Here is a 20,871-nt window from a genome sequence, read left to right on the forward strand (position 1 = left end):
CGTGTCATGCCGCACTGCGTGGCGGGTTCACGGTGACGGTGTCGATGTGGCAGCGGCGGCCGTCGGTGGTTGTGGGCGGGGTGATGGTTCCGCCGGTTCCGGTGTAGGTGAGCTCCGGGGTGAGGCAGCTTTGCTTGGCTTCGTTCTGGAAGGTGATAGTGGTGTCGGAGAAGACCAGCCGGTTGGGAATCGTCGCGTTGTCCCAGGGCTCGATCGCGAACAGGGCCATGTTCTGCGCCTGCTTGGCCATATTGATGGAGTAGCGCACCGAACCCGATTGTCCGGTAATGGTTTGCGTCCATACACCGGTCGCCGAGTCCAGGGCGATGTCGATGTCGAGGGCCTCGCCAACCTTCAATGACATCGCCCGCCCGGAGTGACAGTCGGCGTAGCGGGGATCTCTGGAGTACACGTTGACGTACTGTCCGGAAATCCACCAGGTCGAGTAGGTCGGCGGCTGCTGCACCGGGGCGCAGGCATCACCCCACGTGAGCACGGGCTGCAAAACACCGAGGCCGATCGGGTAGTAGTTTCTGCCACCGTCGCGAGGCTCGAGCCCGGGCCACAAAAACATTGTTCCCACCCTGGGCGGTTTCGGCGGCACCGTGAAATGCGTCTGCAGCCGCACCATTTCGTTGGCAGCCGGAATCTTGAAATAGATCCGCGACTGCTGATCCGGCTGCAGCGGTATCGGCTGCGTCCTCGGCGCCATCGCTCCGGGCGGCGCCGGAGCAGTCGGCGGCTCCGCCAACGAACTGGGCACGGCAACGAACCCCGCTGCCACTATTGCGATTACGACCGTGACGAGATGACGAGCCGCAGCTCTACGTTTAAGGTTCACACTTGCAAATGGAATCACACGTTATCGCCACCACGAACACCATCGACTGGGGAAACCCAAAAGCCCAGGCCCACCCTTCCCCAATTGCCTTCCCCCGAAAGCAATTACCGAAACCCAACACCCCATTCACCCCAAATCCCTTCGCACACTTAGTTGATTCTTCGAATACCCCCAACAGGTTGAACGAAGCTCACACCCTTTGGATAAGCTGCCCACCTGCTATACCGGGTGTGCAGCTTATCCAAAGGGTGTACACACCACACAAAGAGTGTGTGCATTTCGACCAACGACCAAACCATCGCCTAATATCCCAACTCCCCGAAAGAGTCCGAAACAGCACCACAGCCAGATGACCACCTCGGGAACGCGACATCGTGCACCTGACGCACACCTAAAGCCGGGTACGGCAGGCGACGCGCCCACACTACTCACGGGAAAACGTGGACAGGTCTTCAGCTTCTATGGACTGTCCACCTTTGGAGTCCTAAGAAGCACTTGCCCGGAAAGGTCCACCTTTCCGAGGGTCTCTGGGTGTACTGGTCCGGGTTGGTGTGCCGAGAGATCTCCGGTGGTGTGCTGTCCCAGAGGTTGTCGACTGGTTCATCGGATGACCGGAGTAGTGCTGGGCACGTGAGGTGGGGTCCCCGACCTTAGTTATCGGTCAGGTGCGTGATGTCGCGTTCCAGCGTGGTCATCTGGCTGTGGTGCTGTTCTCGAGCGCTTTGGAAGAAGAGGGCGTGTCGCGTGGAGGTTTGGCGGCCGCTGGGGCTCCGATGCGCGCCCTTTGCGGTGGCCGAACACCCTTTCCTCAACCTGCACACCCGCTGTCCCCGGTGTTCGGCTCACAGAAACGGTGAGCGGCTGACAGAGACGGTGCGGGAGGTCGCTGGGCTCCGATGCGCGCCCTCCCTGTCAGCCGAACACCCTTTCCTTAACCTGCACACCCGCTACAGCGGGTGTTCGGCTCACAGAAACGGTGTTCGGCTGACAGAGACGGTGTGCGGCGGTCCGGGGTCCACGACCACCGGGACCGCTGTCGGCAACAGACGCACTCTCACTCGGGATCTGCACTCGGAATAGGGCCCTAGAGCGAGTGCAGATCCCGAGAGTCAGTGCGGATTTCTAGAGGTGGTGCGGGGTGGGGGGCGGGGCGAGGTCAATAGGTGTGTAGGAACGTGATCGCGCCCTGGCCGTTGGGGCCAGGGCGCGATTGCGTGGTCGGAAGCGGTTCGCTTGCTGCGTGATCAGCGCAGGGCTGCGGCCTTTCGGGCTAAACGCTTCGTGGCGGTTTTTGCTGCGGCTTGCGCTTCGGTCGGCTTGTCGGCCGCGGCTTTGGTGGCCTTCTTCGCAGGTGCTTTCTTCGCAGGAGCCTTGGTGGCCGATGCCTTCTTCGCAGGTAACTTCTTCGCGGACGCAGGTGCGCTCGCTTGTTCCAGTGCATCCCGGAGGAACTGGCCGGTGTAGCTTTCGGCTACGGCGACAATGTCTTCCGGGGTGCCCTGGGCGACGACCATGCCGCCGCCGGAGCCGCCTTCGGGGCCCATGTCGATGACCCAGTCGGCGGTTTTGATGACGTCGAGGTTGTGTTCGATGACGATGACCGTGTTGCCCTTGTCGACCAGGCCGTTGATGACCTTGAGGAGCTTGCGGATGTCTTCGAAGTGCAGGCCGGTGGTGGGCTCGTCGAGGATGTAGACGGTGCGGCCGGTGGAGCGTTTCTGGAGTTCGGCGGAGAGTTTGACGCGCTGGGCTTCACCGCCGGACAACGTGGGCGCGCTCTGACCGAGCCGCACGTAGCCGAGCCCAACGTCCACCAGCGTCTTGAGGTAGCGGTGGATCGAGCTGATCGGCTCGAAGAACTCGGCGCCCTCCTCGATGGACATGTCGAGGACCTCGGCGATGGTCTTGCCCTTGTAGTGCACCTCGAGGGTTTCCCGGTTGTAGCGGGCGCCGTGGCAGACCTCGCACGGGACGTACACGTCGGGCAGGAAGTTCATCTCGATCTTGAGCGTGCCGTCGCCGGAGCATGCCTCGCAGCGACCGCCCTTGACGTTGAAGGAGAATCGGCCCGGCTGGTAGCCGCGCACCTTCGCCTCGGTGGTCGACGCGAACAGAGTGCGGATCTTGTCGAACACGCCGGTGTAGGTGGCCGGGTTCGAGCGCGGAGTGCGGCCGATCGGCGACTGATCCACCTGAACCAGCTTGTCCAGGTCGTCGAGCCCCTTGATCCTGGTGTGCCTACCCGGCACCTGCCGCGCGCCGTTGAGCTTGTTCGCCAGCACGGTCGCCAGGATGTCGTTGACCAGCGTCGACTTGCCGGAACCGGAGACGCCGGTGACCGCGGTGAGCACACCCAGCGGGAAGTCGACGTCGATACCGCGCAGGTTGTGCTCGGTCGCGCCGACCACCGTGAGCAGCCGCTTCTTGTTGACCGGACGGCGAACCAGCGGCAGCTCGATCCGCTCTCGGCCGGAAAGGTAAGCGCCGGTGAGTGATTCGGGCTCGGTGAGCAGCTCCTGGTACGGACCGCTGTGCACCACCCGGCCACCGTGCTCGCCGGCCAGCGGGCCGATGTCCACCACCCAGTCCGACGCGCGGATGGTGTCCTCGTCGTGTTCGACGACGATCAGCGTGTTGCCGAGATTGCGCAGCCGGGTGAGGGTTTCGATGAGCCGCCGGTTGTCCCGCTGATGCAGGCCGATGGACGGTTCGTCGAGCACATACAAAACACCGACCAACCCGGAACCGATCTGGGTGGCGAGCCGAATACGCTGCGCCTCACCGCCGGACAGCGTCGCCGCGGCCCGCCCGAGCGACAGGTACTCCAGACCGACATCGAGCAAGAACCCGAGCCGCGCCTGCACCTCCTTGAGCACCTGCCCGGCGATCGCGGCCTCGCGCTCCCCCAGCGTCAACGAGTTCAGGAACTTCGAGCACTCCCCGATGGACAGATCACTGACCTCGGCGATGGACTTGTTGTCACCGCCGGCGCTGATGGTGACCGCGAGGATCTCCGGACGCAGCCGGGCACCGTTGCAGACCGGGCACGGCACGTCGCGCATGTACCCGTCGTAGTGCTCCTTCATCTGCTCGGACTCGGTGCTCTCCATGCGCCGCTGCAGGAACGGCATCACGCCCTCGAAATCGGCGTAGTACGAACGCTTCCGGCCGTACCGGTTGGTGTAGGAGACGTGCACCTGGTCGGAACTGCCCTCGAGCACGGCCTTGCGCGCCTTGAGCGGCAGGTCTTCCCACGGGGTCTTCATCGAGAAACCGACGGACTCGGCGAGCCCGGACAGCAGCCTGGTGAAGTACTCCGCGGTCTGCCCGCGCGACCACGGCGCGATGGCGCCGTCGTTCAGGCTGAGCGCCGGGTCGGGCACCACCAGGTCCGGGTCGACCTCCTTGCGAATGCCGAGACCGGAGCAGTCCGGGCAGGCGCCGTAGGGCGAGTTGAACGAGAACGACCGGGGTTCCAGGTCTTCGATGTCGAGCGGGTGCCCGTTCGGGCAGGCCAGCCGCTCGGAGAAGCGGCGCTCCCGATCGTGCGCGTGCTCGTCGCGGTCGACGAAGTCCAGCACCACGATGCCGTCGGCCAACCGCAGCGCGGTCTCGATCGAATCGGTGAGGCGCTGTTTGGAATTCGTCTTGACGGCCAGGCGGTCGACGACCACCTCGACGTCGTGCTTCTCCTGCTTCTTCAGCTTCGGCGGATCGGTCAGCGGATACACCACGCCGTCGACCCGCACCCGGGAGTAACCCTGGCTGTTCAATTGGTCGAAGAGATCGACGAATTCGCCCTTGCGGGTACGCACCACCGGCGCGAGCACCTGGAACTTGATGCCCTCCTCCATGGCGAGCACCTGATCGACGATCTGCTGCGGCGTCTGCTTCTCGATCAGCTCGTTACACACCGGGCAGTGCGGCGTGCCGGCCCGCGCGTACAGCAGGCGCAGGTAGTCGTACACCTCGGTGATGGTGCCGACGGTCGAGCGCGGGTTGCGGTTGGTCGACTTCTGGTCGATCGACACCGCGGGCGAGAGACCCTCGATGAAATCGACGTCGGGCTTGTCCATCTGCCCGAGGAACTGCCGCGCGTACGCCGACAGCGACTCCACGTATCGCCGCTGTCCCTCGGCGAAGATCGTGTCGAACGCCAGACTCGACTTGCCGGAGCCCGACAGTCCGGTGAACACGATGAGACTGTCGCGGGGCAGGTCGAGGTCGACCCCCTTCAGGTTGTGTTCCCGAGCTCCGCGCACAGTGAGGCGTTCCGCCACCAGGTGAGTCCCTTCTTGATCGTGTTCGGGTGAACCGACAAACGGGTCCAGACGTATCCGGCCGTCATGCTAAACACACCCACCGACAAGTTTGGCTCGTCCGGGGCGTACCAGCTACAACAGCGCTCGCATCGGCGATATTGCGGTGCGTTCGACGCTAGGTCCGCCGCAGGTCACCGGACAAACCGCGGACCTGCCAGCCCGCCGCGTCCACCGTGACCGACAGCACGTCCGAGCCGACACGCAACCCGCCGACCCGCAACGGCAGGTAGCGAGCGGGGACCACCGGCGCGACCGACAGCACCCCCTCCGGAACACTCGGTTCCAGTCTCAACAGCGTACGCAAAAACAGCAACGGCGCGGCAGCGGCCCACGCCTGCGGCGAACAGGATGTCGGATAGGGCACGGGGATGTCGAATTCGGCGCGGTCGAAACCGCAGAAGAGTTCGGGCAGCCGGTAGCCGAAGCGGGTCGAGGCGTCGAGCACGGCCGCGACCACCTGATTCGCGTGTTCGGTGAACCCGTAGCGCATCAGGCCCGCGGCGCAGATCGCGTTGTCGTGCGGCCAGACCGAACCGTTGTGATAGCTGACCGGGTTGTATGCGCCCATTGACGTGGCCAGCGTGCGGATCCCCCAGCCGCTGAACATCTCCGGCGAGAGCAGGTGGTCGGCGACCCGCTCGGCCTTGTCGTCGTCGATGATCCCGGTCCACAGGCAGTGCCCGATATTCGAGGTGAGCGCGTCGATCGGGCGCTTGTCCCGGTCCAGTCCGATCGCGAACCAGCCGCGATCCGGCAGCCAGAATGCCTCGTTGAAGGCGGTTTTCAACTGTGCGGCCTTGGCGCGCCAGCGTTCGGCGGCCGGGTGATCGCCGGTGCCCGCGGCGAGCGTGGCGCGTGCGACATACGCCGCGTAGGTGTAGCCCTGCACTTCGGCCAGGGCGATCGGCGCTTCGGGCAGCGTGCCGTCGGCGAAGTTGACTCCGTCCCAGGAGTCCTTCCAGCCCTGATTCGCCAGGCCGTGCTCGGCGGCGCAGTGATATTCGACGAAACCGTCGCCGTCCAGATCGCCGTAGCGTTCGATCCACTCCAGCGCGCGATCCGCATGCGGCAGCAACTCGTCGCGGATCCGCGCATCCAATCCCCAGCGGTACAGCTCGCCGAGCAACATCACGAACAGCGGAGTCGCGTCGGCGGTGCCGTAATACGCGGTGCCGCCGCCGAGCAGCAGCGTCGCCGCACGCCCGAACCGCACCTCGTGCGGGATCCGGCCCGGCTGTTCTTCGGTCGCCGCATGCACTTTCGTCCCCTGCAGATCGGCCAGGCTCTGCAACGTGCCGACCGCCAACCTGCGGTCCAGCGGCAACACCATCCACGAGGTGAGCAGCGAGTCGCGCCCGAACAGCGCCATGAACCAGGGCGCGCCCGCGGCCACCACCGCACGTTCCGGATGGTCTGGATCGAAGATGCGCAACGCACCGAGATCGGTGAGCGTGCGTTGCAGCACCGACGCGAAGGTCTCGTCCTCGGTGTGCACGGTCGGCGAGTTCGCATACCACTCGCGCAGTCGTTGCGCTGGCGCGCTGCGGTTCACCGGTGTGCCACAGGGATAGCGCGGCGGAGCGGGATCGGCGTCAAGCGCGGGCAGATACTCGATGCACGCCGACCATTCACCACGTCCGGGAAGTGTTACCTCCCAGCACAATTCACGATCCGTCGCACTGGCTCCGCTACCACTGACCGTCACCGCCACGCCCAGCTCGGCCCGGCTGATCCGAATAGCGCCGTCGATCGCACGCGCCGAGGTGACCACCTCGTGCTCGTGGCCGATGCGACCTTCCTTGACCTCGAAGAGATCAGCGAAATCGGCATCGAGTTCCAACCGAATCGCACACTCCAGCGGCGCACCAGAAAGGTTGCGCACCACTAGATCCTCGCGCATACCGTCCCCGACATGCCTGCCGACGATCACCAGCGCAGTGCTGTCAGCAGTGCCCGCCCGCGGCACGGTCCGAGCAAGCAACGTCGCACTGTACGGCTCGTCGTACCGCACAGTGAGCGGCTCCGGCTCCTTGCCGTCGACGGTCAGCCGCCAATGCGACAGCACCCTGGTATCGCGAACGAACAAGCCCGCCGCACGATTCGGACTGATCGCACCGCTGACCTCGCTGATGCAGAAGGTCGAGCCCTCGACCAAGGTGACCCCGGCATTGATCGCCGTCGGCGCCTCCGTGTCCGAGCCGTCACCCCACGGATGGGTCACTACGCTGCCCCGAGGGCGCTCGGCAAACTCACGCCACCGTGGTGGGCACCATGACCCGGGTCGTCCGGTCGGCCAGGATGCGGCGATACAACCGCTCGTGATCGCGCGCCATGCGCAGCCTGCCGAACCGCTGCTCCGCCGCCGCCCGGCAGTCGCGGCGATCGATGGTGTGCACCTGATCGAGCGCGTCCACCATCTCGTCGGCGTCGCGGCACAGGAATCCGGTCTTGCCGTGCTCGACGATCTCCGGTGCCGCACCGTTGGGGAACGCGAGAACCGGTGTGCCGCAAGCTAAAGCCTCGGCCATCACGAGCCCGAACGGTTCCGGCCACTCGATCGGATTGATCAACGCGTCGGCGTGGCGCACCAGTTCGACCCGGCGCGCAGTGGCTTCCTCACGCGGCTCGGGATCGTCGGGGCCCATCAGTGGACGCACCCGCTCAGTGTAGTAGCGCTGTTCCTCGGGTTCGCGCATCTTGGTGATCATAAGCAGCTTGCGCCGGGCCAGCCTGGCGATCTGCACCGCGCGGTGCACGCCCTTCGTCTCGTTCATCCGGCCGACGAACACCAGGTAACCGCCGCCGCCAGGGCCGAATCGGTGCGCGTCGAGGTCGATACCGTGATGGATCACCTCGGCGATCGGCACGCTGCCCGCCATCCGGCGCTGCGCCTCGGAGATCGCAACGATGCTGGCGTGGCGCGCCATCGAACGGAAGAGTTCCTGGCGCATCTCCGTGAACGGCCCGTGGTTGGTGACGACAACCGGTGGCCCGTCCTGGGTAGCGCCGACGAACGGGCCGAGCGAGGTGTGGTCGTGAATGATGTCGACATCGGCCAGCGTCTCGTACGCCGCGAGCACGTGCATCAGCTCGGCCTCACCGACGCCGATCTGCACGGTCGGATGCTCGTACAGCGAATACCGCCGCACCGGGCAGGTGGAATCGCCCACCGTGAACAGGTGCACGTCGTGGCCGAGTAGGTCGAGACCGACCGAGAGATTGCCGACCACCGCTTCGGTGCCGCCGTAGGCGGGCGGTGGTACCGGGACCCATGGCGGGACTATCTGCCCGATTCTCATGGGCGCCTGCGTTCTTCGACGCCACACCCTTCCGCTGCTGGTCCCCAGTGCGCGCCACAGCCGCTGCAACGCACAAGGACATCGGGTAGTTCGTCGAAGAGATCGGATCCGCAGCCCGGACAGGCGCGGGGCGATCCGAAGATCGCACTGAAATCTAGTGTCGCTGAATATGTCATCGCTCGAGTTCCCACGTACATATGAGCCTTATGGCTCCGCTGCCCAGGGCCCCTCTGGTTGACTTCATTGCAAGCTTACCCGGAACCTCGTTATCTACTCGTGGCTTTCGGGCGCTGCTTTCGTCCCGGTAGACGACGACAGGGAGGCCGACGTGCTCGAGGTATTTCTGGTCGACGATCACGAAATTGTCCGGCGCGGTCTGATCGATCTGCTGGAGGGTGATCCCGAGCTGACGGTGATCGGCGAGGCGGGTGACGTGGCGCAGGCGATGGCCCGAATTCCCATCCTGCGCCCCGATGTCGCGGTGCTCGACGTCCGGCTGCCCGACGGCAACGGCATCGAGCTGTGCCGCGACCTGCTCGCCGAGGTGGAGGGACTGCGCTGCCTGATTCTCACTTCGTACACCGACGAGCAGGCGATGCTCGACGCGATCCTGGCCGGGGCGAGCGGATACGTGGTGAAGAACATCAAGGGCATGGAGCTGGCCGCCGCGATCAAGGCAGTCGGCGCGGGCCGTTCACTGCTGGACAACCGGGCCGCCGCAGCGCTGCGGGCCCGGCTGCGCGACGGCGCGCCCGACGACGACGGCCCGCTGGCCGGGCTCACCGAGCAGGAGCGCAAGCTGCTCGCGCTACTCGGCGAGGGACTCACCAACCGGCAGATCGCGGCGCGAATGTTCTTGGCGGAGAAGACGGTGAAGAACTACGTGTCGAGGCTGCTTGCCAAGCTCGGCATGGAACGGCGCACCCAGGCGGCGGTGCTGGCCAGCAAGCTCGGCGAGCGCTGACGCGCGACATGACCGACGCCGTGCCGCACACCTTGTTCGACACGTTGCGTGCCGTAGTCGACACCGCGACCCGCATCGCTGTCGACAACGCGCGGCTCTATGAATGGGCCCGCACCCGGCAGGCGTGGATCGCCGCGAACCGGGATATCGCCACCGAGTTCCTCGCGGGCACCGAGCCGGATCGGGTGCTCGCGCAGGTGGTCGAGCACGCGCGCACGTTGACCCGGTCGGAGCAGGCGATCCTGGCGGTCGTCGAACCCGGCATTCCACCCGAGGAGGCCACGGAACTCGTTGTGGCGCAATGGTCCAGGGCGGTCGCACCGGCCGAGGGACAGCACGTGCGACTTGTCGACACCGTCGCGGGCAAGGCCTTCGCCGAGCGCACGACCGTGCATCTGGCCGACGCACGGGGCGTCGACCTCGGTGCCCCGCTCGAGTCGGCCGGACCCGCGCTGATCCTGCCGTTGCAGACGGCGGGCATCGTGCTCGGCGTGCTGATCGTGGTGCGCGCGCCCGACGCAGAGCCGTACTCCGACGAACTCGGCTCGCTCGCCGCGGCGTTCACCGATCAGGCCGCGCTGGCCATGCAGCTGGCCGAGGCGCAGCGCCGGGCACGCGAACTCGATGTGCTCGCCGATCGCGACCGGATCGCGCGCGACCTGCACGACCACGTCATCCAGCGGGTCTTCGCGGTGGGCCTCGGCCTGCAGGGCATGGCCGCGCGGGTCGACGATCCGCAAGTCCAGCAACGACTTTCGGATGAGATCGATCGGCTGCAGGAGATCGTGCACGAGATCAGGACGACGATCTTCGATCTGCACGGCGGCGCGGGCGCCTCGCTGCGGCGACGCCTGGAGGACGCGGTCCAGCAGCAGACCGCGGCGACGCCGATCCGGGCGCGGCTGCGCGTCGACGGGCCGCTGTCGGTGGTCGGGCCCGCGCTGGCCGATCACGCGGAAGCCGTTGTGCGCGAATCGGTCAGCAACGCGGTGCGGCACTCGGGCGGGGACGCGGTGACGATAGAGATCACCGTGGCCGACGAGTTGACCATCGTGGTGCAGGACAACGGGTCAGGCGTGCCGGACGACGTAATCGCCAGCGGCCTGGCCAATCTCGCGCAGCGGGCAGCGGAATCGGAGGGCCGGTGCAGCATCGAGCGCGCCGCGTCCGGTGGGACGCGGGTGCACTGGTCGGTCCCGCTGAGCTGAGGTCGGTTATGCCGGTTCGACCAGGCTGAGATCGCCGTCGTAGCGGCGGTACAGCAGCCGGCCGCGGCCGCCGGCCGGGTCGGTGAAGAACAGGAACGGCAGGCCGTGCCGGCACAGCACGTGCGCGGCCTGTTCCTCATCGAGGACGGGCGCCGGTGTCGAATCCACCGTCAGCGGAAGCAAATTCACCGTCGTCGGGCCGCTCACCGCTGAATCCTGGCGGAACAGCCGGACGCCGAGCGGATCGCCCCAGGCCACCACGGCCTCGGTGCCGGAGTCGCTGTCGGTGAACAGGTAGGCGTCGTAGTCCATCGCGTCCATCAGCGCCGTCGCCTCGGCGGGCGTGCCGGTGAGCAGCTCACATTTCTTGCGCCGCACGATCGGGCGCGGCTCGGTGACCTGGGCCAGCGGCGGGCGGGCCGGATCGGGCCAGTCCCGGGACTGGGTCGTCTGCAGCCGGGCCAGCTGCCGGTCGAGCCGTTCGGCGGCGAAGGTCACCGCGAACCCGCCCGGCCCGGTCACCTGCACCCGGGTGGCGATATCGCGACACCGAATGTTGGCCTGTACCACCGTCGCTTCGCCCGCATCGTCGGGCGCGGTGACGCGCACCCTGGTCGCCGCGTCGAGGTGGTGACGGCGTAGCACCCGGCCGATCGCCCGGACCGCCCTCGTCACGTCCACATCCGGCACCGCACCGAAGGTGGTGACGGCTAGATCGAGATCACTTGCGGTGAGCCAGTGTTGTGGTGACGAAGAATGCAACAGCCCCGACGACTTCATGTGACACGCCCTGCCTTCGATATTCAGATCCCGTAGCCCCATGTCACCATCGCAACGCGGTGGCGAACAGGGCCGAAAGTCCCCGAAGGTCGAACTAGACTGGGACAAGGCGCAGTTCGCGCGCCCACCACAAGGGGAAGCCGATATGACCGACGATCACGGCAACGACCCCTATTCCGTGCGCGACACCCTGTCGCAACTGCGCCTGCGTGAATTGCTCAGCGAGGTCAAGGAACGCGTCGAGCTCATTCTCGATTCCCGGGACCGAATGGACGGTTTGGTCGAGGCGATGCTGGCCGTCACCTCGGGCCTCGACCTGGACGACACCCTGCGCACCATCGTGCGCACCGCGATCAACCTGGTCGACGCCCGCTACGGCGCGCTCGCGGTGCGCGGCCACGATCAGCAGGTGGTGCAGTTCATCGACGAGGGCTTCGACGACGAAACCCGCACTGCCATCGGACGATTACCCGAGGGCCACGGCGTGCTCGGCGTGGTGTTCCACCAGTCGAAACCGCTTCGGCTCGATGAACTCACCAATCACCCTGCCTCCGTTGGACTTCCACCACATCATCCGCCGATGCACACGTTTCTCGGGGTGCCGGTGCGTATCCGCGGCGAAGTGTTCGGCAGCCTCTACCTCACCGAAAAGGCGGGCGGGCAACCGTTCACCGACGATGACGACGTGCTGGTCCAGGCGCTCGCGGCCGCGGCGGGCATCGCGGTGGACAACGCCAGGCTCTACGAATCGGCGCGCACCAGGCAGGCGTGGATCGCGGCGACCCGCGACATCGCCACCGAACTGCTGGCGGGCAACCAGTCCGCCAGCGTGCTCGCGCATGTGGTCGAGCACGCGCGCACGCTGACCGGCTCACACCAATCGTTCCTCACCGGGCCCGACGACGACGGCGAGCCGACCGCGCTCGCGGTCACCACCTGGTGCGGGCCCGGCGAAGGCTACGAGGGCAAGCCGGTGCACACCGAGGGCACCGCGCTCGGCGAGGCCTTCACCCGCCGCACCCCGCTGCGCTTCGACGACGCGGCCTCGGTCAACCTCGGCCTCGCGCTCCCCGACGCCGGACCGCTGCTGATCCTGCCGCTGTGCACGCCGGACACCACGCTCGGCGTGCTGACCACCGTGCGCGAAGTCGGCGACGCCCCGTATTCCGACGAGCTGGTCGAGCTGACCGCCGCGTTCACCGACCAGGCGGCGCTGGCCATGCAGCTCGCCGACGCACAGCAGCGGATGCGCGACATCGACATCATCGCCGACCGCGATCGGATCGCCAGAGACCTGCACGACCACGTCATCCAGCGGCTGTTCGCCGTCGGCATCACGCTGCAGGGTGCGGTCGCCAAGGCCACCGTTCCCGAAGTGCGGCAACGCCTTTCCACCGTGGTCAACGACCTGCAGGAGGTGGTGCAGGAGATCAGGACCTCGATCTTCGACCTGCACGGCGGCAACGATAACCCGCTGCAGCAGCGGATCGAGCACGCGATCCGCCAGCAGACCGCCGAATCCACACTGCGGTCCACCTTTTCGGTGTCGGGCCCGCTGTCGGTGCTGGAGGCCGAGCTGGCCGATCACGCGGAAGCCGTTGTGCGCGAGGCGGTCAGCAACGCGGTCCGGCATTCCGGGGCGGACACGGTCGCGGTGGAGATCAGCGTCGACGACGATCTGACGATCGTGGTGACCGACAACGGCTGGGGCATCCCGAATCACGTGGTACGCAGCGGACTACGGAATCTGGAGCAGCGCGCGGAGAAGGCGGACGGGCACTTCGTCATCGGGACAGCCGGGAACACGACCGAAGCGGGCGACGCCATGCCGGGCACCCGGTTGTGCTGGTCGGTGCCGCTGCCGTGAGGACGGATTCTGTCGACCGGCCCTGACCGCCAACCGTCCGCTCGAGCCGGGCAACAACATCGAGCGGTTCGCTGGCCGCCACCGCAACGCCGAGACGGTCGGCTTTCCGCCGAACAGGCAATGTCACAGCGGGTGGCCATACGCGATGACGGCACCGATCCCGGCCAACGTCATATGATCTTGATGACGCCTCTTGTTCGGTTCGGCTCCGGGCACCACCGCGCTCCCGCACCAACTCTTCGGCCGAACCGTGGTCAGCGAGACAATTCCTGGACACCGGTTCTGTAATGATCACCAGACACTGTCCGATCAAGCGCCTGAACTGTGATCGAGGCAATAGCGTCGAGACTGTAGTCGCGTGCCCGTCGATACGAGAATAATCCCATGCTCCACTGGCCGGAATCGGGTCGATGATCGGGGGTTAGAGGTGAGCGAGGACAAGGCAGCCGCCGCGGTCGAAGCGGCCGAGCAGCTAGCTGAGCGCTACCGTTCTCTGGTCGAGCACACGCCCGACGCCATCTGCGTGCACGAGCGCGGCATCGTCGTCTACGTCAATCCCGCCACCGTGCGGCTGCTGGCCGCCGACAGCGTCGACGACGTGGTCGGTAAACCACTCACCCAGTTCGTCCATCCGAGCTCGGTGCCAGGGATGCTGGCCGGGATCAGCCTGCTGACCACCAACGGGGCCGCCACCGAGCCGACCGAGATCACCCTGGTCCGGGCCAACGGCGTACAGATGCCGGTGGAGATCGTGTCGGTGCTCACCCCCTGGCACGAGCACCTCGCCTACCAGGTGGTCATCCACGACCTCACCGCCCAGCGCCTCGCCGAGGCCGCGCAGCAGCGAGCCGAGCAGCACTTCACCACGGTCGTCTCGCAGTTGGAGGAAGGTGTGGTGGTGATCGATCCGGAGGGCCGCATCGAGTCGGCCAACCCGGCGGCCATGCGCATCTTCGGCAGCGACGACGAGCTCATCGGCAAAACGATCCAGTCGCTGCCGCTCACCCTGCTCGACGCGAACGCGCAGCCGCTGGCAGCGACCCGCCATCCGATCGCCCGCACGCTGGCGACCGGCGAGACCATCACCGACTATGTCTTCGGCGTCGACCGGGCCGACGGGCAGCGGCGCTGGCTGTCGGGCAGCAGCAGGCTGCTCAATCCCGGCGACCGCCGCTCGTCCGCGGTGTCCTCGTTCGCCGACATCACCGAATTCCGGGCCAGCAGGCGGCAATTGGAGTACCAGGCCACGCACGACTCGCTGACCGGGCTGGCGAATCGTTCGCTGATCCTGTCCCAGCTGGCCGGCGCGCTGGCCACCAGCGAGAACCTGCCGGTGTCGACGGTGCTGTTCATCGACCTGGACGGGTTCAAGGCGATCAACGACACGCTCGGGCACGCCATCGGCGACACGGTGCTGCAGATCGTCGCGCAGCGGTTGCAGCGCGCGCTGCGCAGCGACGACATCGTCGGCAGGCTCGGCGGCGACGAATTCCTGGTGCTGCTGTCCGGCGGCACCCGGCGGGTGGACCTCGACGCGCTGGTGGCCCGGCTGCGCTCGACGATGGCCGAGCCGATCATCGCGCGCGGGCACCGGATCGAGGTGAACGCCTCGATCGGCGTCACCCCGCTCAACGTCAACGACCGCCGCACCCCCGAGGCCGTGCTGCACGACGCGGACCTGGCGATGTACCGGGCCAAGCCGTCCGGGCATCGTGAGAGTGCGGCCGGCTCGGTACGCAGGCCGAACAGCACCCACGCGTCCTGACGGGTCCGATCGATGATTCTCGAAGAACTTCGCGGGTCGCCGGAATACCTGCGGTGCCCGAAGCTGTTACACCACTTCTATGACATGTCCACGGTCGCCGAGTCGGTAACCGTCGCGCCCAACGCCCCGTGGCAAGCGACGCGACACCGGGTACACCTGCGGATACGGCGACTCCGCCGCAATCGCAGTAGACTCGACAACCTTGTTTTCCGAACGTTCGCGTGCCTATTGCCATGCGTGTGTACCGTTCGCTCGGCTCATCGCGGTGAAGGAGTTCAGTTTGCCCGACCTCACTCAGGACCGTGCCGCTCACGGCAGCGCCGAGCTGCCGCTCGGCGCTGCCGTTCCCGATGGGCGCTGTGCCGATGGTTCGCTCGCTGCGCTCCCGCACAGCAGCGCCGAGCTGCCGCTCGGCACTGCCGTTCCCGATGGGCGCAGTGCCGATGGTTCGCTCGCTGCGCTCCCGCACGACGGCGCGCCCGAGCTGACCCGCGAGACCGAACAGGAACAGAAATACCTGTCGGTGCTGTATGACCGGCTCGACGAGATGCGCGACTACGCCCGCAACCGCTTACGCACCGTGCTGCTGGAATCCGGTGGCACGCCGCAGGCCCGCAGCGAACGCGAGTCGTTCAGCCAGCTCTACAACGAGGACCTCGCCAAATACGATGCGGCAGAACACGGTCTGTGTTTCGGCCGGATCGATCTGGCCGACGAGTACCGCTATATCGGCAGGCTCGGCATCCTCGACGAGAAGGACGATTACGAGACGCTGCTGCTGGACTGGCGCGCCCCGATGGCCCGCCCGTTCTACCTCGCCACCACCGCGGCACCCGACGGCGTGACCCGGCGCAGGCACATCCGTTCGCGCAACCGCAACGTCACCGCGATCAACGACGAATACCTCGACCTGGATGCCGCACGCCAGGCCGGCGCGACCGACGACGACGGCGGGGTCGGTGCCGAAAGCGCGCTGCTGGCCGCGTTGAACGCCGCACGCACCGGCCACATGAACGACATCGTCGAGACCATCCAGCACGAGCAGGACGCGATCATCCGCTCGGAGCACAAGAGCGTGCTGGTGGTGCAGGGCGGGCCGGGTACCGGCAAGACCGCCGTCGCGCTGCACCGCGCCGCCTACCTGCTCTACACCTTCCGCCAGCAGCTGGCCAAGAGCGGCGTGCTGATCATCGGGCCCAACGCCACCTTCCTCGACTACATCGGCCAGGTGCTTCCCTCACTCGGTGAGACCGGCGTGCTGCTGTCCACCATCGGCGACCTGTATCCGGGCGTGAAGGCGACCCGTGAGGACTCGTTGCGGGCGGGCGAGATCAAGGGCTCGCTCGACATCCTGGAGGTGCTCAAGCAGGCGGTGCGGGACCGGCAGGAGGTGCCTGCCGAACCGGTCCGGCTCAGCTTCGACGGCTACCAAGTGACCTTGGATCGCAAGATCGCCACGCGGGCGCGCGGCCGGGCCCGTTCCTCGCGGCGCCCGCACAACTTGGCCAAGCCGATCTTCACCAGCGCGGTCATCGACGCACTCACCGAACAGCTCGCCGAGACCATGGGCTCGGACCTGTCCGGTGGGCCAAGCCTGCTCAGCCGCACCGACATTGCCGAGATCCGTGACGAGATGCGGGCCGATCAGGAGATCCAGCAGGCCATCGGCAAGCTGTGGCCGCTGCTGTCGCCGCAGGACGTGCTCGCCGACCTGCTGGCCGACCCCAAGCGACTCGACCGCGTCGCAGGCACCCTGTCGGCCGAGGATCGCGCGGAACTGGTGCGACCGGACGACGGCGAGTTCAGCGCCGCCGACGCCCCGCTGCTCGATGAGCTGGCCGAACTGCTCGGCGTGGACGACACCGAGGAACGCGAACGCTCCCGGCGCCGCTGGCGGGCCCAGCTGGCCGAGGCGCAGGACGCGCTGGACATCCTGACCGGTTCCGCCCCACAGGATCTCGAAGACGAGCTCGACCCGGAAATCCTGATGGCCTACGACCTGATCGACGCGAGCCAGCTCGCCGAACGCCAGAACGTGCGCGCCAGCCAGACCACCGCCGAGCGCGCGGCGGGCGACCGCACCTGGACCTACGGGCACGTCATCGTGGACGAGGCGCAGGAACTGTCGGAGATGGCGTGGCGAATGGTGATGCGGCGCATCCCGAATCGCTGGATCACCGTGGTCGGCGACGTCGCGCAGACCGGCGACCCGGCGGGCGCGTCGTCCTGGCAGCGGGTGCTGGAACCGTATGTGGCCAAACGGTGGAAGCTCACCGAGCTGACCGTGAACTACCGGACCCCGGCCGAGATCATGGATGTCGCGGCAGACGTGCTCGCCGCGATCGATCCTGCCGCGTCCGCACCACGCTCGGTCCGCGACAGCGGCAACCCGCCGCGCGGATACCGGGTCACCGCAAGCGAAGTCCGCGACCAAGTCGCGAAACTGGTCGCCGAGGAGACCGGGCCAGGCACCACCGCGGTGATCGCGCCGCACACGTTGGTCGAGGAGTTGACCGAGCTGGCCGATGAATCGGTGCGCGTACTGACCGTGCACGACGTGAAGGGTCTGGAGTTCGACGCCGTGTATCTGGTCGAGCCACAAGCGATCCTGGACGAATCCCCACGCGGCCTCAACGACCTGTACGTCGCACTGACTCGCGCGACCCAGCGCCTAGGCGTAGTCCACAGCGAAGACCTGCCCGACGTCCTGACCTCACTGGCCTAACCGCCCGACCGAAGGCCCCCTTCAGTCGGCCATACAGACCAAAGGCGCCCTTCGGTCGAGACTGTTCACTCGACTGAAGGGCGCCTTTGGTCTGTCTGCCGGGCCGAAGGGGGCCTTCGGTCGGGTGGGATGGCTAGCGGGTGGTGTGCACGATCAGGACGTCCGAGCGGGACTTGCGGGCGACGTCCGAGGGGACGGAGCCGAGCAGGCGGCCGGTGAGGGTGTTCAGTCCGCGGTTACCGACGACGAGCAGGTCGGCGTCGACGTCCTTGGTCAGCGTGAGCAGCGACTCGACCGGCTCGCCGACGACGGCGCGCTCGACGATGTTCTTCGCGCCCGCGGCGACGGCCTTGTCCCGCGCGGTGCGCAGGATCTCGTTGGTGGGGGCGGACCCGCGCACCTGGTAGGCCTCTTCCTTGAGCACGTCCGCGGCGGCGGCCACGTCGCGATCGTCGGTCGGGTAGTAAGCACACGCGATGACCAGGGTCGCGTCGGACACTCCAGCCAGCGCAGCGGCCTTCTCGACGGCGACATACGACGAGTCCGAGCCATCAGTACCGACAACAATGGTCCGGTAGGCGGTCATTCTCTCCTCCAACTGTGCGGGTGTCAGGATGCCTACGTCCGGGTGCATACCAAGACGTGCCCCGGCGCAGCGACTTGCGTCGACCCTAGCGGCAAACAGACCGGAAATATCAGAAATCGCAGCACATCACATTGCCGGTGTCCTGGCATTGGCGCCACATGTTCGCCAGGAAATGCGGGAAGGGCATGAGCAAGCTGGGCAGACACAATTGCCTGGCCGGCAAACTGTGATCAAGCACAATGGCGATGAACGGTCTTGTCCCCCTGGGATATTCGTCACATACCAGCGGGGATCGAACAGACATCGGCCCGCCGCGGCGCGCAGATCACGCACCGGGACGGGCCGCTGGAGCCTGGGACTACCGTGCCGTTACGGCCACTGTTGGTAGTTCGCCCAGAATAAGCCGAGAATCGCTCCGATGATGTCCATGCCTTCCTCTCCCTGCAGTAAAAAGGACGCGCAATATTAGCGCGGCAAGCGGGGTCAGAGGTTGAAAAGCGGTCCGGTGATGGTCAATCCGAGGCAGCTGTCGTGGGCGAAGAACGCGAACAGCATCAACGACGCACCGGCGAGCGCCAGATTCTTGTTGAAGTTGATCATGTCGGCCTGCCGCGCCTGCGGATCCGTCTCCTTCCAGAACTGATGCATCATTACCGCGGTCACCACAAGCAGCACCGCGAGCAGCACCGACCCGAGATCGGCCCACACGCCGAGCAACACGCTCAGCCCACCGAGACCGAACAGGGCTCCCGAACCGAGCACCGACAGCTTCGCCATCGGCACACCCTTGCTCGCCGTATAGCCCGTCATCGCTTCGGTCTGCATGAAGTGCCCTAGCGCGGAGCTCAGGAACAACACCGAGAACAACACCCGTCCGATCAACACCACAACATCCATGTCCAGCTCCCTCAATCGGCAGACAGTAGGTAGTGCAACATTCAACTAAGTGCCACGGGAGCTATGCCCCGGGGCCCGCGGTCGAATGGTCGAAAACGGTCGGCCCAGCAACTACGACCTGGTCGGCATGACCTTTGCCGTGACCTCGTTGCGCGAGCGTAGCGAATTCTTGGCGTATTCCAGTGGAGCCATTCCGACTTCCGCGGTGAACTCCCGCGAGAAGTGCGCCTGATCGAAGTATCCCAGTTCCGCGGCCAACGTGGCGAGATCTTCGGTGCGACCGCGGGCGAGCAGTTCGGCGCCGTCCTGCAGACGGTAGCGGCGCAGCACCCATTTCGGGCCCGCGCCGACGTAGCGGCGGAACATGCGCTGCAAGGTGCGGGTCGGTATGTCGAATCGGTCGGTGATCTGGTCGACCCTGGTCAGGTCCTGGTCCTGGGCCATCGCGTCGATGATGCGCAGCACCAGGCGATAGGTCGGATCGTCGGCGGCGGGACGGGCGGCGAGGAAGTCCTCGAGGATGGCGCGGCGTTGTTCGTCGGTGGGCGCGGCGAGGACGCGGTCGGCCAAGCCCTGTGCGTCGGGCATGACGTCGGTCAGTTCGACGACGGTGTCGCGGAAGGAGCCGACGTCGAGTCCGGTGAAGGCGCCGAAGCCGCCCGCACGGAAACGCAGGCCGAATACCTCGCCTTTATCGCTGAGTTCGCGGATGAATTTGGTGGTGCACACGCCGTTGACGAAACCGCCTGTGCGGCTTGCGGATCGCTCGAACGTGACGTTCACGCTCGGATAAGAGAGCACCTCGGCCCGGTAGGGCGGTCTGCCGCGCAGGTCCCATCGCACCGACCAGTACCACTCGACGAATCGGTCCACGGCGGGGCCGGCGGGCAGCCGGGCCAGCGTGCGGTACTTGGCCTGTTCGTCGGGGTGCAGGATGCCGGTGGTGTCCGCGGGGGCCGCCGGGTTCCGGGGCAGTGGCGCGGAATCAGTGCTGCCGGGCATGGTTTCGCTCCCGCCGAGCACCGTGTCGCGTTCTTACAAGACCAACAGCGCGCGGCCGACCAGGATTGATGTCATGACAAACACCGTGAATCCCATTGCCGAGGGCTACCACTCCATCACCTGTTTCCTCGCGGTCGACGACGGCAACAAGGCCATCGACTTCTACACCGCGGTGCTCGGCGCCGAGGTGATCACCCGCAACGATCTGCCGGACGGCCAGCCCGCGCACGCCGAACTGAAGATCGGCGACTCCACCTTGCAGTTGGGCATGCCCATACCGGACAACAACGTGCTCGCCCCGAACGGCGAGTGGGTGCACACCTCGATCGTGCACTACTGCCCCGACGTCGACGGCGTCATCAAGCGTGCCCTCGAACACGGCGCCCGCAGTGCCGAAGAACCCCAAACCTTCGTCACCGGTGACCGTTTCGGCGTCATGATCGATCCGTTCGGCCACCGCTGGGCCGTCATGACCAAGGTCGAGAACGTCTCCCGCGAGGAAGCCGAGCGCCGCGTCAACGAATGGATGGCCACCCAGAGCTGACGCGGGCAACTCGAGGACAGCCGCACCCTTTGCCGCGCCAGACACGGTGTGTCGCACGGCAAGTCGGGGTG

Annotated in this window: 14 protein-coding genes; 6 read left to right on the forward strand and 8 right to left on the reverse strand. The window is 66.5% G+C overall.

Annotated elements, in window-relative coordinates:
* Positions 1–4: 4 nt before the first annotated feature.
* From ACIBK2_RS36720 to ACIBK2_RS36735, 4 genes are all read right to left on the reverse strand, one after another.
* Entirely contained in the window at positions 5–763 is a 759-nt protein-coding gene (locus ACIBK2_RS36720) for a hypothetical protein (protein WP_396974335.1), read from the reverse strand.
* A 1,322-nt stretch (positions 764–2,085) separates the two neighbouring features.
* Positions 2,086–5,121 (reverse strand): excinuclease ABC subunit UvrA, encoded by a 3,036-nt coding sequence (gene uvrA, locus ACIBK2_RS36725; protein WP_396974337.1) that lies wholly within the window; start codon positions 5,119–5,121, stop codon positions 2,086–2,088.
* Between the two features lie 157 nt (positions 5,122–5,278).
* Positions 5,279–7,384, reverse strand: a complete 2,106-nt coding sequence (locus ACIBK2_RS36730; RefSeq protein ID WP_396974339.1) for a glycogen debranching N-terminal domain-containing protein — start codon at positions 7,382–7,384, stop codon at positions 5,279–5,281.
* Between the two features lie 28 nt (positions 7,385–7,412).
* Positions 7,413–8,462, reverse strand: coding sequence for a glycosyltransferase family 4 protein (locus ACIBK2_RS36735; protein ID WP_396974340.1), 1,050 nt, complete (start codon positions 8,460–8,462; stop codon positions 7,413–7,415).
* Positions 8,463–8,790: 328 nt separating this feature from the next.
* On the opposite strand from ACIBK2_RS36735, the gene ACIBK2_RS36740 reads away from it, so the two are divergent.
* The gene (locus ACIBK2_RS36740; RefSeq protein ID WP_379289500.1) at positions 8,791–9,426 is read left to right on the forward strand and encodes a response regulator; all 636 of its coding nucleotides are present in this window, start codon (positions 8,791–8,793) and stop codon (positions 9,424–9,426) included.
* An 8-nt stretch (positions 9,427–9,434) separates the two neighbouring features.
* On the forward strand, positions 9,435–10,634 hold the full coding sequence (locus tag ACIBK2_RS36745) for a GAF domain-containing sensor histidine kinase (protein WP_396974343.1): 1,200 nt from the start codon (positions 9,435–9,437) through the stop codon (positions 10,632–10,634).
* Positions 10,635–10,640: 6 nt separating this feature from the next.
* Here ACIBK2_RS36745 and ACIBK2_RS36750 read toward each other — a convergent pair whose 3' ends face one another.
* A complete protein-coding gene (locus tag ACIBK2_RS36750) occupies positions 10,641–11,414 on the reverse strand; it encodes a sigma 54 modulation/S30EA ribosomal C-terminal domain-containing protein (protein ID WP_396974344.1) in 774 nt (257 codons plus the stop codon).
* Positions 11,415–11,559: 145 nt separating this feature from the next.
* On the opposite strand from ACIBK2_RS36750, the gene ACIBK2_RS36755 reads away from it, so the two are divergent.
* The 3 genes from ACIBK2_RS36755 (at position 11,560) to ACIBK2_RS36765 (ending at position 17,771) form a co-directional block, all read left to right on the forward strand.
* A complete protein-coding gene (locus ACIBK2_RS36755) occupies positions 11,560–13,281 on the forward strand; it encodes a GAF domain-containing sensor histidine kinase (protein WP_396974591.1) in 1,722 nt (573 codons plus the stop codon).
* A 427-nt stretch (positions 13,282–13,708) separates the two neighbouring features.
* Positions 13,709–15,046, forward strand: coding sequence for a diguanylate cyclase domain-containing protein (locus ACIBK2_RS36760; protein WP_396974345.1), 1,338 nt, complete (start codon positions 13,709–13,711; stop codon positions 15,044–15,046).
* A gap of 484 nt (positions 15,047–15,530) precedes the next feature.
* Complete coding sequence (locus ACIBK2_RS36765) at positions 15,531–17,771, forward strand: HelD family protein (RefSeq protein WP_396974593.1); 2,241 nt, start codon at positions 15,531–15,533, stop codon at positions 17,769–17,771.
* Positions 17,772–17,904: 133 nt separating this feature from the next.
* Here ACIBK2_RS36765 and ACIBK2_RS36770 read toward each other — a convergent pair whose 3' ends face one another.
* The 3 genes from ACIBK2_RS36770 to ACIBK2_RS36780 all read right to left on the reverse strand — a co-directional run bounded on the left by ACIBK2_RS36770 (position 17,905) and on the right by ACIBK2_RS36780 (position 20,256).
* Complete coding sequence (locus tag ACIBK2_RS36770) at positions 17,905–18,357, reverse strand: universal stress protein (RefSeq protein ID WP_396974347.1); 453 nt, start codon at positions 18,355–18,357, stop codon at positions 17,905–17,907.
* Positions 18,358–18,840: 483 nt separating this feature from the next.
* Positions 18,841–19,254, reverse strand: a complete 414-nt coding sequence (locus ACIBK2_RS36775; RefSeq protein ID WP_396974348.1) for a DoxX family membrane protein — start codon at positions 19,252–19,254, stop codon at positions 18,841–18,843.
* A gap of 111 nt (positions 19,255–19,365) precedes the next feature.
* On the reverse strand, positions 19,366–20,256 hold the full coding sequence (locus ACIBK2_RS36780; RefSeq protein ID WP_396974349.1) for a DUF6597 domain-containing transcriptional factor: 891 nt from the start codon (positions 20,254–20,256) through the stop codon (positions 19,366–19,368).
* A 73-nt stretch (positions 20,257–20,329) separates the two neighbouring features.
* Between ACIBK2_RS36780 and ACIBK2_RS36785 the strand changes: the two genes are divergently transcribed.
* Positions 20,330–20,800: a VOC family protein gene (locus tag ACIBK2_RS36785; protein ID WP_396974350.1), complete on the forward strand. Its 471-nt coding sequence runs from the start codon at positions 20,330–20,332 to the stop codon at positions 20,798–20,800.
* The last annotated feature ends 71 nt before the right edge of the window (positions 20,801–20,871 follow it).

The sequence above is a fragment of the Nocardia sp. NPDC050175 genome (assembly GCF_044459885.1).
GTDB lineage: Bacteria > Actinomycetota > Actinomycetes > Mycobacteriales > Mycobacteriaceae > Nocardia.